Origin of the sequence: Planococcus sp. NCCP-2050 (assembly GCF_023708025.1) — a bacterium.
In the GTDB taxonomy this organism is placed as follows: domain Bacteria; phylum Bacillota; class Bacilli; order Bacillales_A; family Planococcaceae; genus Planococcus.
On record NZ_BRCX01000002.1, the window covers coordinates 355,808 to 372,363 of the forward strand.

Sequence of the window (16,556 nt, forward strand, 5' to 3'; positions counted from 1 at the left end):
TCTCGGCTTATTGTGGGAGCCAAGGAGCGCTTTAGCGCCTCCTTTGCGACGAGCTTTGCGCAGGAGCATAATCTTTTGTGCACTTGTCCATAGCGCCGAAGCGGTGTATTAATGCTACATCTTTAATTCAACTTATCTAAAAAAGATTTTATTTAAAAAGCATTTTAAGTAAAAAGCCTTTGAGTCCGAGTTTATAAGGAACGGGAAGTTCTAGATAATCGCAGGTTAATGCTTGCATCGCCTTCGATGCTTGGCCGTTCGGATAGGCGAGGGTGAAAGGAACCTGTTTTTTCACTGCGCTCGGCACTTGCGCATCGCTTGGAATATAGCCCAAGGTACCGATTTGCTTGTTTAAGAATTGCTCTGTAACTTTTTTGAAGTTTTCGGCTGTTTGTGTGCCTTCTTTATCGCTGGTGCATTGGTTGATGACTAATTTGATATGGACGTTCTCGTCTTTTGCATGGACCATTTTCACAACGGAATATGCATCTGTGATAGAAGTCGGTTCTGGGGTTGTCACCAAAATAACGTCATCAGCAGCTAAGATGAAACGCAGATTCTCGTAAGAAAGCCCTGCACCTGTATCAAGAATGATGTAATCGACATGGCCTTGAATTTGGCTCAGTTCATCAAAAAATTTCGTCATTTTGGTTTCATCCAACCGGAACATTTCGTCGAATCCGGTTCCGCCTGAGATGAATTGGAGGCCATTCGGCCCTTCTTCGATGATGTCCCAGATGGACAGATCCTTTTCAATCATCGTCGCAATGGATTCTTGCGGCGACCGGCCGAGCAGGACATCGATATTCGCGAATCCAAGATCGACATCGAAAATCAGCACTTTCTTATTTTGCTGGACGAGGCTAAGCGCGAAATTTAAAGCGAAATTGGATTTCCCCACTCCGCCTTTGCCGCTTGTGACGGCAATGACCCGCGTTGGACGCTTGTCTTTTTTGGCTTTTTTTTGCGTAACTTTTTCTCTTAGTAATTTTGCTTGATCAATCATTTTCATCTTCCCCTAATACGAAGTCTGCGATTAATTCAGGAGTAACTGTGAAGATATCGTCTGGAACACTTTGTCCGTTGGCAATGTAACGTATCGGGATGGAATAATGATGGATCAAGTTCAAGATCGCACCGGATGAACTCGTTTCATCCATTTTGGTCAATAACAGCTCATCCATGACAATCGTCTGGAAGTTATCGACGATTTTTTTCATGTCTTCGTATTTAGAAGTCAGGCTCAACACCAAATTGATCTGAACTTTGTTTTTGTCGCTTAGCAAAGCTTCCAGCTCTTCGATGTATTGTTTTTGCTGATAGTTTCTTCCCGCCGTATCCATTAGCACAATGTCGCAGTCGCTCAGCACTTCCATCGCATGGGTCAACTCAGAAGCAGATTCAACGACTTCGATCGGGATATTCAAAATACCAGCGTAAGTTTTCAGTTGCTCAACTGCGGCAATGCGGTAAGTATCCGACGTAATCAACCCGACTTTCTTGTCTTCCCGCAGCATGAAATCAGCCGCGATTTTCGCAATCGTCGTCGTTTTCCCAACCCCTGTCGGTCCAATAAAACAAATGATTTCCGGATTTTTATCAACCGGTGCCGGTTGATGGAAGCCGATCATTTCGATGATTTCCGTCCGGGCGAATTCGCGTATTTCTGATTCAGACATTTTTGGATTTTGTTCCAGTGCCGTTATCAACTTCGCATAGAGCTCAGACTGGATTTCTTTTGAAACGCCCTGCTCCATCAATCGCTTATTCAAACCTTTCAAAGCTACCGGCAACCGGTCTTCTTCCATTACCTGCAGCATGAATTGTTTGATTCCTTTGATTTCGCTCATCAATTCTTCCGTCATCGAGTCATTCTTTTGTATGGCTTCTCGCTGCTGGAAAGGAATGACCGTCGCTTGCTGGGTTTTTGCTGTTTTCACCGGCTGTTTTTGCTTCGGCTTCGTTTCCGCTTTCACTTTTGCTTTTTCCGGCGCCTTTGTTTCCACTGCTGCAATAACTTCCAGCTTTTCCGTTTTGAAAAAGCCAAGAAACCCCCCTGTTTTCACTTTTTTCGTATTCAAGATCAAGGCATCTGTGCCAAGGTCCTTTTTTATCATCGGAATCGCTTCCGTTACGTTATTGACGATGTATGTTTTCAATCTCATAGCCCACTAACCGCCCCACTTGAAATATTCACTGCTCCAACACTTTGGATTTCAATGTCCGGCTCCAGTTCGTTATAAGAGAGAACAGGAAGGTCCGGCGCAAACCGCTCGATAAATTGACGCATATACATGCGGGTTGCAGGCGATGTCAGCAGAATCGGCTGGACGCCGGTTTGCTGCAGCTGGCCTGCTTGTTCAGAAATGTTCTGGAAAATCACTTGCGACGTTTCCGGATCGATCGATAGATAATTCCCTTGGTCTGAACGGTGCACCGATTCTGCAAATTTCTTCTCCAAGCTCGCGCCTGCTGTAATGACTTGCAGCGGCTGTCCTGGCGTTGCGTATTGCAATGTAATCTGGCGTGATAAGGCTTGGCGCACATATTCCGTTAAGACATCCGGATCTTTTGAGTAAGTTGCATAGTCTGCTAAGGTTTCTAAAATCATCAGCATATTGCGGATGGATACTTTCTCTTTCAAGAGCTTCATGAGCACTTTTTGCACTTCACCAAGCGCCATCAAATTCGGGATCAATTCTTCGACAACGGCCGGCGAATTTTCGCGGACGTTCTCGATCAAGGCTTTCACTTCCTGGCGCCCGACCAATTCATGTGCATGGCGCTTGATGACTTCTGTCAGATGGGTCGATACAACAGAAGGCGGGTCGACGATTGCATAGCCTGACATTTCCGCTTCTTCTTTCATTTCTTCATTGACCCAAAGCGCTGGCATGCCGAATGCCGGTTCCACTGTTTCGATGCCGATGATGCTGTCATCGTCCACTCCAGGGCTCATTGCCAAGTAATGGTCCAGCATGATTTGTCCGGAAGCGACACGGTTGCCTTTGATTTTAATGACATATTCGTTCGGCTGAAGCTGGATATTATCGCGGATACGGATGACCGGCACCACGATGCCAAGCTCCATCGCACATTGGCGCCGGATCATGATAACCCGGTCAAGCAAATCGCCGCCCTGGTTTTTATCAGCAATCGGAATCAAGCCGTAGCCGAATTCAAATTCGATAGCGTCAACATGCAATAAATCGATGACGCTTTCCGGCTTCTTCAATTCTTCCGCTTCCTGGCCGCCAATGTTCGCTTCTTTCTCGACTTTTTCTTCTTTTTTCAGATTGCTCTGCATCCGGAACGCACCAAAGGCAACGACCGCTGCGACCGGCAAGATCAGCATCGGGCTGATCGGTGTGAAGATAGCAAGCAAAGTCAAAGTTCCAGCTACAATATAAAGCAATTTCGGATACGCGAATAATTGCTTAGTGATATCGGATCCCAAGTTCCCTTCAGAAACCGCACGGGTTACGACGATGCCGGCAGCTGTTGAAATCAACAATGCCGGAATTTGGCTGACAAGCCCGTCTCCGATGGAAAGGAGCGTAAAGAGGTTTGCTGCCTCGCCAAATGGCAGGCCGTGAACCACAACCCCGATCGCCAAACCGCCTACGATATTAATAACGGTAATGATAATACCGGCAATGGCGTCCCCTTTAACGAATTTACTGGCACCATCCATGGCACCATAGAAATCCGCTTCCTGGCTGACTTTCTCCCGGCGCTTTTTCGCTTCCTGGTCGGAAATCATTCCAGCTCCAAGATCGGCATCAATACTCATCTGCTTACCTGGCATCGAATCGAGCGTGAAACGGGCTGCAACTTCAGCAACACGTTCCGAACCTTTCGTGATGACCAAAAACTGAATGATGACAAGGATCAAGAAGACCAAAATCCCGATAATGGCGCTGCCGCCGACTACAAACGAACCGAATGTCTCAATAACTTCACCGCCTGTTTGGTTGGTTAAAATCGAGCGCGTTGTTGAGACGTTCAAGCCGAGGCGGAATAAGGTAGTTAACAAAAGCAAGGTCGGGAAAATCGAGAATTCCAACGCTTCTTTTGTGTTCATCGCTACTAAAATAATGGTTAACGCGATACTGATATTAACCATGATCAATACATCTAACAGGAGAGTCGGAAGAGGGATTACCATCATGACCACAATCATAATGACTGAAACCAATATGGCATAATCTTTAATTTTCACGCGTTCTCCTCCTCACTCTTTATAATTGGATTGATTGTTTTCGCTATTTTTATAGATACTCCGCAAAACAACTCCGCTTTCCAAAACCCGTGCTCCTGCATCGCTGCGCTAGCTTCGTCGCAAAGAGTTGCCTTCGCAGGCTTCGGCCAACTCTTGGCTAGACGAAGCAATAAGACGAGTGGTTTTCTCGGCTTATTGCGAAAGTCATGCCCAAAGCGCCGAAGCGGCATATAAAAGCTAATTTCTATTCCACTTATCTAATCTTTCCTTTTAACCGGTATATATATGCTAAAACTTCTGCGACCGCTAAGAACAAGTCTTCCGGGACAGGGTCCCCTACATCCACTTGTGCGTATAATGCGCGGGCGAGCGGTTTATTTTCCATAATCACAACGCCAAATTCTTTTGCTTTTTCTTTAAGTTTCAGTGCCAGATGGTCTTTCCCCATGGCAATGACAGTCGGCGCGGCCATTGTTTCCGCGTCGTATTTAATGGCGATGGCATAATGCGTCGGGTTGACGATCAGCACATCGGCTGATGGAAGGTCCTGGATCATGCGGTTCATACTCATCGAACGCTGCTTTTCTTTGATCTTCTGTTTGATCAAAGGATCCCCTTCGGATTTCTTGTATTCATCTTTGATGTCCTGTTTCGACATCTTGATGCCTTTTTCGAATTCGTATTTTTGGTACATATAGTCAAATACAGCTAATATCAATAAAATAATGGCGGCCACAAGCGCCATTTTCAGCGTTAATCCGCCGATGAAGCTCAGCGAGTAGCTAAGGCTTTTCTGCGACAATAAAAACAGTTCATCTTTTTCTCCCCAAAGGACACTGAATGCGGCGTAGCCGATAATCGCAATCTTCGCTAGCGATTTTGCCAGTTCGACAAGCGCACGGACCGCAAAGATTTTCTTCGCGCCTTGTATGGGGTTTAACCGGCTCAATTGGGCCTTTAATGGTTCAGTTGTAAACATAGCACCCACTTGGACGAAGTTTCCGAGGATGCCGAAGATAATAGCAACTCCCATAATCGGCGCCATCAACAGCATGGCATCGAAGGTCATTTGTTCAAACAAGGTCCGGACGTTTTTCGGTGTCCATTCCCAGCCGATATACTGGGTGAAGCTCACGCGGTAGATAGCCAAGATTTGATCCAGCATCCAGCCGCCAAGAAAGCTTAGCAGCATGATGCCGCCGATCATGATCATGGCTGCGGGCAATTCCTGGCTTTTGGCAACCTGCCCTTTCCGCTTGGATTCCTGCCGTTTCTGAGGCGTCGCTTTTTCTGTTTTTTCGCCTGAGAAAAACTGCAGGTCCAAGGTCAATCTCCGTGCCATCTATGCTCCCCCTATTAAGCGGGTCAACTCCGCCATGCTTTCCATGATCTGTCCGAATAACATTTGCAGCAAATAAAAGAAAAAGGGCATTGAAAACATCAATAATACAAAGCCCACTAAGATTTTCACCGGGAAACCGACAGCAAAAATGTTTAATTGCGGAACGGTTTTCGCTAAAATCCCGAGTGCCACATCCACTAAAAACAAAGATCCGACAATCGGCAAAGAAATTTGCAGCGCAACCATAAACATTTCAACGAAAAGATCCGATATAAACTTTGCAAGGTCTTCAAACTTGATATCAAAAGACAATGATTCGACCGGAATTGTCTGCAAGCTCTGCATGACGCCGTCGAGCATCAAGTGATGGCCATTGACCGTCAACAGGAACAACAAGGCAAGAATGTATTTAAAACGTCCGATAATCGGCACTTGCGATCCAGTTTGCGGATCCATTACACTCGCCATCGCGAAACCCATTTGAAAATCGATGAACGCGCCGGCAATCTGGACGGTATACAGGACGAGTGCAGCGGTAAAACCGAGTGCAATGCCGACGCCGAATTCCTTGATGACCATCATGATGTAATAGCCGTCCAGCGCAAGCGTCTCTTCTACCGGCAATGCGGACAGCGCCAGCAAGGAAAGAAAAGCGGCAAGCCCCAGTTTGAACTGCGTCGGTACACCGCGCTGTGAAAACAGCGGCGCGATGATAAAGAAGCTGCTGATGCGGACTAAGATTAAAAGGAAATACGGCAATGCTTGAAGAATTTCTTCCATATGCGTCCCCTACCCGATCATTTGCGGAAGCTGCTGGAATAGATCTCTTGTGAAATCCAGTAGCAGCGTCAGCATCCACGGTCCGAAGATGATGATCGACAAGAACACGGCCAAGATTTTCGGAATGAAGGCCAAAGTCTGTTCCTGGATTTGCGTCATCGCCTGAAAAATACTGACCAATAAGCCGACGCCAAGCGCGATTAAGAGCATCGGTGCAGAAATGATCAGAATCATATAAATCGATTGTTCCGCGAGTTTAATTACTACATCTGGTGTCATCGTGTTCTTCCCTTCGCTAGAAGCTGACCAGCAAGGATTCGATGATCAAATACCAGCCGTCAACTAAGACAAATAATAAGATTTTAAATGGCAACGAAATCATTACCGGCGGAAGCATCATCATCCCCATCGCCATTAACGTACTGGCCACGACCATATCGATGATCAAGAACGGGATGAAAATAACGAAGCCGATTTGGAACGCCGTCTTTAATTCACTGATGGCAAACGCCGGAATCAAGGAAGTCAGCGGAATTTCTGCGATGCTGTCCGGTTTTTCGAGGCCGGCATATTTAAAGAACAAGGCGAGATCTTTCTCACGTGTATGTTCTGCCATAAAGGTCTTGATCGGAAGCGATGCACTGTCGAGCGCTTCTTCCTGGGTCACTTCACCTGATAAATACGGTTGAAGCGCTGTTTCGTTTATTTCCGTAAACACCGGTGCCATGATGAAAAAAGTTAGGAATAAGGCCAGGCCGACCAATACTTGGTTTGGCGGCATCGACTGGGTGCCGAGCCCTGTGCGGACAAACGACAACACGATGATGATGCGTGCAAAACTTGTCATCATGATGAGAATTCCCGGTGCCAGCGACAAAATCGTCAAAAGCGCAAAAAGCTGGAGCGTCGTACCCACATCTTCCGGCGCATCACTGCCGCCGATGTCGATGCCTGGTATATTTATGAACGAAAGAATATCTAGCATCATCATGAATTACCTTCTTTATCATCGTCGCTCTCAGAAAGCCGCTGTTCGAACTGCTGCTGTTTCTGCTTTTGTTTGTTCAAACTTTGTTTGAATAAATTCTCAAAGCCTCGGTCGGACTGCATTTCGATTTCTGTCGGTTCCGTCGTTCCGCCAAAAATTTTGGTTGGCAGTTTGAACTTCGGATTCGAGAAGAGGGTCGGCTGTTTCTCCAAATCTTTTTCGATTGAGCCAACTTCCACTTCATCCGTGAATTCTTTGATCAAGGTGACTTCGTCTCCGACACCGATCATGTAGATTTTGCCGCCGACTTTGACAAGCTGCAGCGACTTATTGTTCCCGAGCGGGGTGCCGCCCATCAATTTAACAGCCTGGTTCGGCTGCAGTTTTTGCTGGCGGACTGCTAAGAACTTTATCAGTCCGTAGATCAGCACGACGATCAACGCCGTAAAGAAAAAGAGTTTGGCAATAATCGATACGAAGCTTTGCTTTTCCACCGGCTCTACTGCTACAGTTTCAGCCGGCTTTTCTGCGTCGCTATCTTTTTCTTCCAACCAGTCCGTGACGTTCGTATCCGCCGCTGCGTAGGCTGCAGCCGGCGTGAACCATGCAAAAAGAGATAAGAAAAAGACGGCCATTGCTACATAAAAAGTTTTTTTCTGGTTCAAACTCGATGTTCTCCTTGCTTCAAGCATTAGCGCAATTTGGAAATGCGGTCTGCTGTACTTAGAATGTCAGTGACGCGGACGCCGAAGTTTTCATCGATGACGACCACTTCTCCTACCGCAATCAATTTATTGTTGATCAATATATCAACCGGTTCTCCGGCTAACTTATCCAGTTCAATGATAGAACCGTGGGAAACACTGAGGATTTCTTTGACCATGCGTTTTGTACGCCCAAGTTCCACTGTCACTTGAAGCGGAATATCCAGCAGCATGTTCAAATTATTCGGTTCGGATTGGACAGAAGCCGTTTCATCAAAACTCGAAAACTGCACCGATTGGATATTCGGTTCTTCGTTTGTCCGTCTTAGCTTGCTGGTTGACTGCGTTTGGTTGTTCGATTCAAATTGCATCTGCTGTGGCTCCTCTACGTACTCTTCCTGTATGTCATTCGTTAAAATTCCCACTAATTGTTTCGCCAGCTGCACCGGAATGCAAAGATGGAAATCCGCTTTGTTCAAGCTGCCGACTTTCACTTGGAAGCCCGCTTCAACGAACCATTCTTCTTGGGTGAATTTTGATACTGGAAAATCTTTTTGCTTTTCCACGACGTCCATGCCTGAAAGTGAGTAGGAAATGTCCTGTTCAAGCACAGCTTCCATCGACTGGGTCACTGAAGCAAACATCGCTGTGATCATTTCCTGGAGCATCTGGAATTGTTTCTCCATATCTTCCGCTTCAGTTTCTGCATCCATTGCTTTTGCGAGCATGTGGACATCGCTTTTATTGACCGATAGAATCTGGATGCCTTCTGCGCCTCCTGTATATTCCCCGAGCACAACGAAGAAAGGAGCGGCAGTCGCCGATAGTAAATCGTCTTTTCGTTTGATGGAGATGGAAGGCGTGCTCACTTTCGCTTGTTCTGTGAACAGCGTGGAAAGCACTGTGGATGAACCGCCGAGTGAAACATTCAGCAATTCGGTTAAGGCTTCTTTTTCAACTTGCAATAATGTATTTGTGGACATCGGTTTTCCCTCCGCTCCTTGGCCAAGCAGGCCATTGATTTCATCTGGAGACAATTTCTCAGTTGTCATTCGATTCTTCTCCTTCTCCGTAAACCGCAGTGACTTGTACAGCTGTCCGGCCCTTTGAAACACCGGGCTGCGCAAAGAATTTCTGTTTTTCATCGACCATCACGACAACCGGATCGTCGTAAGCTTCGTCAAGCCGAATCACATCGCCGATTTTCAAGTTCAGGAAATCGCCGACTTCGATCATCGATTTCCCAAGTACTGCCCGGACTTCCATGTGGGTGTTCTGTACTTTCTTTTCAAGCGCAACCGCTTCATGGCTCTCAATCGCTTTTTTCTGATTGGCCAGCCAGTGGCGCGCCGACAATTTTGGCAAGACTTGTTCTAAGACAACATGCGGCAGACAAATATTGATCATGCCGTCGACTTCGCCGATCTTCGCATGCAAGGAAACGAGAATCACGGTTTCGTTTGGCGGTGAAGTCGTCAGGAATTGAGGATTCACTTCAATTTCCTTTAGTTCCGTATTTAATTTCACGACCGAAGACCAGGCTTCCTGAAAGCTGTTTAATGCATTGATGAAGACCCGCTCGATGACGCTCAATTCAATTTCAGTCAGATCACTCGGTTCCGGGGCAATGTCGCCTTGGCCGCCGAGCATTCTGTCGAGCATGATATAAGTGACATCCGGAGAAAATTCCATCAGCATGCTGCCCTGGAGCGGCGCAGCTTTGAAAACGCCCAGCACCGATTTCTTCTGCACATTGCGGATAAATTCTTCATAAGAGAATTGTTCAACCGACGTTACAGAAATCTGTACGTAGCTCCGCAATAAAGTCGATAAATACGAAGTCAGCAACCGTGCATAGTTTTCGTGGATCCGCGTCAATGTCCGGATCTGGTCTTGTGAGAAGCGCAGCGCTTTTTTGAAATCGTAAGTCTGCACTTTCCGTTTCTTCATTTCCACTTTCGGCTTCGGCGCTTCTTCTTTAATGGTCGCAAGCAGAGCCTCAATGTTTTCATCCGTCAATAAATTTTCCACCGTTGTCCCTCCCTTCATTCATCCCAATTTGGATTTTGCAGACTAGGCAGAAGATTAATCTTCTGATAGTAAGCCGTCACTTTGTCGATGACTTCATCCACTGATTCCAGCACATGGATCTTCTTGCCGGAAAGCATGGTGACCACTGTATCTGGAATCGTTTCAACCCGTTCGATGTAAATCGCATTCAGCGTAAACGGCGTCCGGTTCAATTTTGTCAATTTGATCATATAAGCAGCTGAGAAGGGGCATCCCCTCACTCAGCCTGTCCCTCCCAAATTAGCGTTTCAAGTTAACAACTTCTTGAAGAATTTCATCAGAAGTGGTGATTGTCCGTGAGTTTGCTTGGAATCCGCGTTGCGCTACGATCATTTCCGTAAACTCTTCCGTAAGGTCAACGTTCGACATTTCTAACATGCCTGTGCCTAATTGTGTGTTAGCGTCTGCCACTGTCTGAATATTCATAGCTCCAGCTGCAGTTCTTCCACCTGAAGCATCTGTAAGTTCATAAAGTGAGCCTCCAAACTTGCTCAATCCAGTTGGATTTGGCGGATTCACTATTCCTATATTAATAGCTGCTATATCTGTACCATCAGTTCTTTTACCTGTAATTACACCTGTACGACTTATATTCAAGTCAACATTGTTTAAACCTGTAATCGGGGCACCGGCTGCATTTAACACTTTATAGCCTTGAGTTGTTACTAAATCTCCATCTGCCTCTACAACAAAGTTTCCTGCTCTTGTTAAGAATTGGTTAGTAGGAGTGTCAGGATCTTGGACCACGAAGAATCCATCTCCCATAATCGAAATATCTGTACCAACGCCCGTCGTCATTGAAGACCCTGGTGTATGGATCGTATTTACAGAAGAAGTCATTGAGCCCAATCCAACTTGCATCGGATTCACGCCGCTGCCTGATAAGTTCTGGCTCAGCAGATCCTGGAAGTTGATTGTGCTTTTCTTGTAGCCGATTGTATTGACGTTAGCAATATTGTTTCCGATAACGTCTAATTTTGTTTGGAAGCCTTTCATACCTGAAACACCTGAATACATTGAACGCAACATGTGATTTTCCCCTTTCGAGTACCGGCTGGATCAGACGGTCTCCTGTTCATTTTTTAATTCCGTGGCTTGTTCGATGCGTTGGATAGAACCGATTGGCAGTTTTGCGTCAAGATCTTGAAGTTCGAACACCACTTCGCCGTTTTTCATCGATACGGCTTTGATGATGCCTTCCCCTGATTTCACTTCTCCGTTTTCGGTTTGTTCATAAGAAACTTTCTTGCCGATCAAATCCGCGTAGTCGCTTAAGGATGAGTTGCCTTGGCCGCCGACGAATTTGGTCATCGTCGTGTTCAAGTTCGTCAATTGCTCAAGGCTGCTGAACTGAGCCATCTGGCCGATGAACTCGGTATCTTTCAACGGTTCAAGCGGGTTCTGGTTTTTCATTTGTGTCACCAGAATCCGCAGGAATGCGTCTTTGCCGAGTGCGTTGCTTGGCTCGGTCGCTTTTGCTGCTGCGGTTGACTGCGTGTTGACTGAAGTTGAATTGGCTACATTCATGGAAACGCTCCTTTCTCCGGTTAAATTGTGTAATCGACTTTCATCATTGAACCGTCTGGAGCTTGGCGGCGGCTAGTTGCGGCTGCCACTTCCTCTTCAATTCGCTGATAACCGTTTTTATTGTTCGGCGTGCCTTGCTTTTGCTGCTGATTCGAGCGCTGTTCCGGGTTCGCCGTTTGCTGTCCAAATGATTGCTCCGCGCTTTGCTGTGTGATTTCGATGCGGTCGAGATTGATGCCTTGCTGAAGCATCGTATTGCGCAGCTGGTTCAGCTGCATTTCAATCGCTTCTTTTGCCATCAAACTGCTCGTGAAAATCTGCGCTGCCACTTTGCCGTCAACTGTCGTCAACCGGATATCCAAGTGTCCGAGATGTTCAGGGAAAATGCTCACTTTGATCTGGGCGTTTTCACCAGTTCCGCTCAAGCGCATCGATCCGCGAAGCAGTCCGCTTAAGTCCTCCACTAAATTGGCCATGCGCACTACGGGTGTTTCCGCCCGAGGTGCCGGTTGAACAGCTTGTGCTTTTGCACTTTCAACCGGAGCTGCAGGGGCTTCTGTTTGCGGAGCCGACTCTACTGAAAAGTTCTCTATTTCTAAGGCTTGAAAAGCAGAGGGTGTTTGAACCATTCGCCCAGCTTCAGCTAGCGGCGGCTTAGCCACTTCTGCAGGTAGGCCTTGGGCTTCAACATCCAGATTTAATTGAGCCAGTTGTTTCATTACTTGCTCCATCTTCTCTGACTGTTGAGAAGCAGTCGGTTTCCCGCTCACCGCTTCTGCATTTTCAAGCTCTTGGACCATTTGGGTTAATTGTTTTACTGCTTGTTCAAGCTGTTCAGGATCTGCAGAAAGAATTTCTGTTTCAACCCCCACAAATTCTCTAGGTATATCGAACTCTGTAATATCGTTATTCATCAATTGCTGGAGTTTCTGTTGAATCTGCTGCAATAAAACCGATGTCTTTTGTTGGTCTCCGGATTGTGCGGCGGGGACAACTTCTGGATTTATCGGTTTTGCTTGAATCAAATTTTGTTCTTCCAGACTTGTTTCAAGCTGTTTCACTTGAAGGGATAAGAGCTGGACAATGGCTGATAGCATTTCCTGCTGCTCAGGCGCTAATTCTTCTTCGGGCAAATCCTGAAGGGCCTTCAAGATTTCTTCCAGCTGCGCTTGGATTTCCGTCGTCGGTTCAGAGCCTGTTTCCGTTGTTTCAGCGGTAGCAGAAGCTAAAAGCTGAGAAAAGGCGCCAAGTTCTGCAGCTGTTCCTTCTGTTTTTGTTTTAGAAGCTTTTGCGGTCTGGTTGACCGCTGGTTGAAAAGATACCTTCAAGGCGTCGATCGGATTCACCCTCTTTCAGCGATATTGGATTGGGATGTGCGGTAGAAACGCGTACTGGCCAGTTCATCGAAGAAATTCTGTTCGATGACTTTATTCTGCTCATGGAACAGGTCGGCTTTATGCTGTTTCAAATTGTCCCAGGTTTTTTCTTCCTGTGCTTTTTCCTGCAAATGATTTTGGGATCTGGAGACATTGTTCTGCAGCCGCTCCAGTTCACGGTTAGAATAAAGCAATTGCTCTTGCAGCTGGTGGATGTAATTGACAAGCATGCGGAGTTCAGAGATGTTGACGCCGTCTTCTTGCTTCTCGTTTTTCATGTGTTCAGCTTCTGCAAGCTTTTGATAGATGATCGCATTGCGTTCGTATCCTGCTTCTTGTTGTTTGATGGCATCGGCCATTTGGATTTGGGCAAACCCTTTTTCATTTCCTTTTAAATCAAGGATCTTTTGAAATCGAAAGTTGAATTGTGTCACGTTTTGATTCCTCCAAATTGTGCGGTTAACCGTTCAACACTTTCATCAAGCTTGGCTTTTTCGTAGATATCCTGCTGCAGGAATTCACGGATCAGCGGATAGGAACGGATGGCATCGTCTATTTCTTTATTGGCGCCGCTCTTGTAAGCACCGATATTGATCAGGTCTTCGGAAGATTCGTACGCTGCAAGCAGCCGCTTGAATTCCACTGAAGCCTGGTTATGTTCTTTTGTTGCAACTTCGTGCATGACACGGCTGACGCTCGACATGATATTGATCGCCGGGAACTGCCCTTTTTGTGCAATCTTCCGGTCGAGTACAATGTGGCCGTCGAGAATCCCGCGGACTGCATCGGCAATCGGTTCGTTCATATCATCACCGTCAACGAGGACGGTGTAGAATGCAGTGATCGATCCTTTGCTTGAAGTTCCGGACCGTTCCAGCAGCTTCGGCAGCAGCGCGAATACAGAAGGCGTGTAGCCTTTACTGGTCGGCGGCTCCCCTACTGCGAGGCCGACTTCACGCTGCGCCATCGCGAAACGCGTAACAGAGTCCATCATCAGCATGACGTTTTTGCCTTGGTCGCGGAAATATTCCGCGATGGCTGTCGCTGTCAATGCCCCTTTGATGCGCTGAAGCGGTGTCTGATCGGATGTCGCTGCGACGACCACGGATTTCTTCAACCCTTCAGGACCGAGATCACGTTCGATAAAGTCCCGGACTTCGCGTCCCCGCTCGCCGATCAATGCGATGACGTTGATGTCCGCTTCGGTATTTCGTGCGATCATTCCGAGCAAGGTACTTTTTCCGACGCCGCTTCCGGCAAATACGCCGATGCGCTGGCCTTGTCCGACTGTCAAGAGTCCATCAATAGCACGGACACCGACTTCCAAAGACTTGGTGATGCGCGGGCGCTTTAACGGATTCGGCGGCATATTGTTCGTCGAATACTTCGTTAATCCGGCAGGCAATGTGCTCTCATCGAGCGGTTTGCCGGTGCCGTCCAGGATTTTCCCGAGAATGGACGGTCCTACTTTGATCTGCAGCGGAACCCCCGTTGCGACGACCAAACAGCCCGGTCCGACTTGTGAAAGATCCTGCAGCGGCATCAATAAAATCTTATTCTCTTTAAAGCCGACCACTTCCGCTTCGATCGGCCGCTCGTAATGGTTTGGGTACAAAAGACAAAGTTCACCGATTTTCGCATAAGGTCCTTTCGATTCAATCGTAAGTCCGATGACTTGAATCACTTTGCCGTGCTTTTTCACCGGTTCGATTTCTTCTAATAGCTCCAGGTACTCATCTGTGCGTTGGTTCATTATTTGTCTGCTCCTCACTATAAGCGAGTAATTGGCGTTTGATTTCTTCGAGCTGCCCGCTGACTGTGACGTCATAAGAGCCGCTCGCTGTATGGATCATGCAGCCGCCTTTTGAAAGATTGGCGACCGGAATTAATTTTAATTCGGAATCTCCGCGAATATAGGTTTTAAGTTCATCGAAGAAGGGTAACAGTATCGGGTAGTCTTCTAAAGCCACTTGCATCACGACATCTTCCGACTCTTCGAGATGCTTAAGTGCAAGCTGGACGATGTTCAATAATTGATCATCATGCTGTTTGAGTTCTTTTTTTACGATTTTTTCAGCAATCCGGACACTCATTGATAACAGGAACGGTTCAGCCTGTTTAACGATTTTCGCTTTTTCTTCATAAGCTTGTTCGATCAGTTCTTGCATATACATACGTTTTTCCCGGTATTCTTCCGAAGCTTGAGCCATGCCGGCATCAAAACCCGATTGAAAACCTTGTTCTGCCGCTTGTTCGGCTAAGTTCTTCGCTTCGATTTCAGCTTGTTCTCGCTGCGAATCGCGCCAATTTGCCATCTCAAGCTGTGCTTGTTGCTGGTCAAGATTGATTTGATTCCGCAAGTTTTCATGCTGCAATTTCAGCGATTCAATTTCCTGCAGTAAACTCTGTTTTTGTTGCACGGGGTCCAATTCTGGGACCTCTATTTGGAATGCCTTATTTTCAATCTTTTTTGTGCGTATAATTTTCTTTTCCAGTTTGGAAGACGGATAGGAACGAATGATATTAGACAATCATTTCCTCCCCTTCTCCGCGGGCTACTGTAATTTCACCTTTTTCTTCTAAGCTGCGAACCAAGGAAACAATATTCGTTTGGGCATTTTCGACATCTTTCAGCTTGATCGGGCCCATTGTGTCGATTTCTTCTTTGATGCTGTCTGCACGGCGCGTTGAAATATTGCGGTAGATGCCTTCTTTGACGTCTTCGTTCGCCACTTTCAATGCATACACCAAATCGATGTCCTGCACTTCGCGAATAATGCGCTGAATGGTGCGTGTATCGAGAAGAACAATGTCTTCAAAGACAAACATGCGTTTCTTGATTTCTTCGACCAATTCCGGAGACTCCATTTCGAGTTCTGTCAGAATCGCTTTTTCCGTACCGCGGTCCACTTTGCTCAACACTTTCACAATGGCTTCTACGCCGCCGGTCGATGTGTAATCTTGTGAACCCGTTGCTGAAAGTTTGCGTTCTAAAATCTGTTCTACTTGATGGATCACTTCCGGAGAAGTACTTTCCATCATGGCAATTCGCTTTGCCACTTCTGCTTGCTTAGCAGGCGGCAATTGCGAAAGAATTTGTGAAGCTTGTTTTGGATCTAAATACGATAAAACCAAGGCAATTGTCTGTGCATGTTCATGCTGCAAAATCGTTAAGATCTGATTCGGATCTGCTTTTCTGGCGAAACTGAACGGTTTCACTTCCAAACGGCTCGTCAAACGGCCGATCGTTTCGAGCGCCTTATCTTTCCCAAGCGCTTTTTCCAAAATATCCCTCGCGTAATCCAAACCGCCTTCATTCATAAAATCCTGCCCAAGAATCATGCCGTAAAATTCATTGAGTACTTGTTCCGTCTGGCTGTTTTTCAACTGCCGCACATTGGAAATTTCCAAAGTCAATTGGTCGATTTCCGCCTCAGTCAACTGCTTGAATATCTCAACAGATACTTCCGGCCCTAATCCGACCAGTAAAACGGCTACTTTCTGGACGCCGCTTAATCCTTTTGTCCGTTTAGACATGCGCCATTCT

The 16,556-nt window shown here is 46.6% G+C and carries 18 protein-coding genes; all 18 read right to left on the minus strand.

Annotation, left to right across the window (positions count from 1 at the left end; genetic code table 11):
* Nucleotides 1-148: 148 nt before the first annotated feature.
* Entirely contained in the window at nt 149-1,006 is an 858-nt protein-coding gene (locus tag NFU07_RS11125; RefSeq protein ID WP_251478059.1) for a MinD/ParA family protein, read from the minus strand.
* Entirely contained in the window at nt 999-2,165 is a 1,167-nt protein-coding gene (flhF, locus tag NFU07_RS11130) for a flagellar biosynthesis GTPase FlhF (protein WP_251478061.1), read from the minus strand. Before flhF ends, NFU07_RS11125 begins: the two co-directional genes overlap by 8 nt.
* On the minus strand, nt 2,162-4,222 hold the full coding sequence (gene flhA, locus NFU07_RS11135; RefSeq protein WP_251478063.1) for a flagellar biosynthesis protein FlhA: 2,061 nt from the start codon (nt 4,220-4,222) through the stop codon (nt 2,162-2,164). Before flhA ends, flhF begins: the two co-directional genes overlap by 4 nt.
* Nucleotides 4,223-4,475: 253 nt before the next feature.
* On the minus strand, nt 4,476-5,564 hold the full coding sequence (gene flhB, locus NFU07_RS11140; protein WP_235197882.1) for a flagellar biosynthesis protein FlhB: 1,089 nt from the start codon (nt 5,562-5,564) through the stop codon (nt 4,476-4,478).
* On the minus strand, nt 5,565-6,344 hold the full coding sequence (fliR, locus tag NFU07_RS11145; RefSeq protein WP_235197881.1) for a flagellar biosynthetic protein FliR: 780 nt from the start codon (nt 6,342-6,344) through the stop codon (nt 5,565-5,567).
* Between the two features lie 9 nt (nt 6,345-6,353).
* Nucleotides 6,354-6,623 (minus strand): flagellar biosynthesis protein FliQ, encoded by a 270-nt coding sequence (fliQ, locus tag NFU07_RS11150; RefSeq protein ID WP_235197880.1) that lies wholly within the window; start codon nt 6,621-6,623, stop codon nt 6,354-6,356.
* 16 nt (nt 6,624-6,639) lie between these two features.
* Nucleotides 6,640-7,332: a flagellar type III secretion system pore protein FliP gene (fliP, locus tag NFU07_RS11155; protein WP_235199235.1), complete on the minus strand. Its 693-nt coding sequence runs from the start codon at nt 7,330-7,332 to the stop codon at nt 6,640-6,642.
* Entirely contained in the window at nt 7,332-7,997 is a 666-nt protein-coding gene (locus NFU07_RS11160) for a flagellar biosynthetic protein FliO (RefSeq protein ID WP_251478065.1), read from the minus strand. The genes fliP and NFU07_RS11160 overlap by 1 nt, the downstream gene beginning before the upstream one ends.
* Nucleotides 7,998-8,023: 26 nt before the next feature.
* On the minus strand, nt 8,024-9,088 hold the full coding sequence (gene fliY, locus NFU07_RS11165) for a flagellar motor switch phosphatase FliY (RefSeq protein WP_251478068.1): 1,065 nt from the start codon (nt 9,086-9,088) through the stop codon (nt 8,024-8,026).
* Nucleotides 9,078-10,067: a flagellar motor switch protein FliM gene (gene fliM, locus NFU07_RS11170; RefSeq protein WP_251478070.1), complete on the minus strand. Its 990-nt coding sequence runs from the start codon at nt 10,065-10,067 to the stop codon at nt 9,078-9,080. The genes fliY and fliM overlap by 11 nt, the downstream gene beginning before the upstream one ends.
* Before the next feature lie 14 nt (nt 10,068-10,081).
* Nucleotides 10,082-10,327: a flagellar FlbD family protein gene (locus NFU07_RS11175; RefSeq protein ID WP_397443726.1), complete on the minus strand. Its 246-nt coding sequence runs from the start codon at nt 10,325-10,327 to the stop codon at nt 10,082-10,084.
* Nucleotides 10,328-10,346: 19 nt separating this feature from the next.
* Entirely contained in the window at nt 10,347-11,135 is a 789-nt protein-coding gene (locus NFU07_RS11180; RefSeq protein WP_251478073.1) for a flagellar hook-basal body complex protein, read from the minus strand.
* 30 nt (nt 11,136-11,165) lie between these two features.
* Entirely contained in the window at nt 11,166-11,633 is a 468-nt protein-coding gene (flgD, locus tag NFU07_RS11185) for a flagellar hook assembly protein FlgD (RefSeq protein WP_251478076.1), read from the minus strand.
* Nucleotides 11,634-11,653: 20 nt separating this feature from the next.
* Nucleotides 11,654-12,979 carry a flagellar hook-length control protein FliK gene (locus NFU07_RS11190; protein WP_251478079.1) on the minus strand — a complete coding sequence of 442 codons (1,326 nt, stop codon included), beginning with the start codon at nt 12,977-12,979 and terminating at the stop codon, nt 11,654-11,656.
* Nucleotides 12,976-13,443 (minus strand): flagellar export protein FliJ, encoded by a 468-nt coding sequence (fliJ, locus tag NFU07_RS11195; RefSeq protein ID WP_251478082.1) that lies wholly within the window; start codon nt 13,441-13,443, stop codon nt 12,976-12,978. Before fliJ ends, NFU07_RS11190 begins: the two co-directional genes overlap by 4 nt.
* Nucleotides 13,440-14,762 carry a flagellar protein export ATPase FliI gene (gene fliI, locus NFU07_RS11200; protein ID WP_251478085.1) on the minus strand — a complete coding sequence of 441 codons (1,323 nt, stop codon included), beginning with the start codon at nt 14,760-14,762 and terminating at the stop codon, nt 13,440-13,442. The genes fliJ and fliI overlap by 4 nt, the downstream gene beginning before the upstream one ends.
* A complete protein-coding gene (locus NFU07_RS11205) occupies nt 14,743-15,540 on the minus strand; it encodes a FliH/SctL family protein (RefSeq protein ID WP_251478088.1) in 798 nt (265 codons plus the stop codon). Before NFU07_RS11205 ends, fliI begins: the two co-directional genes overlap by 20 nt.
* On the minus strand, nt 15,533-16,546 hold the full coding sequence (fliG, locus tag NFU07_RS11210; RefSeq protein ID WP_251478092.1) for a flagellar motor switch protein FliG: 1,014 nt from the start codon (nt 16,544-16,546) through the stop codon (nt 15,533-15,535). Before fliG ends, NFU07_RS11205 begins: the two co-directional genes overlap by 8 nt.
* Nucleotides 16,547-16,556: the final 10 nt, after the last annotated feature.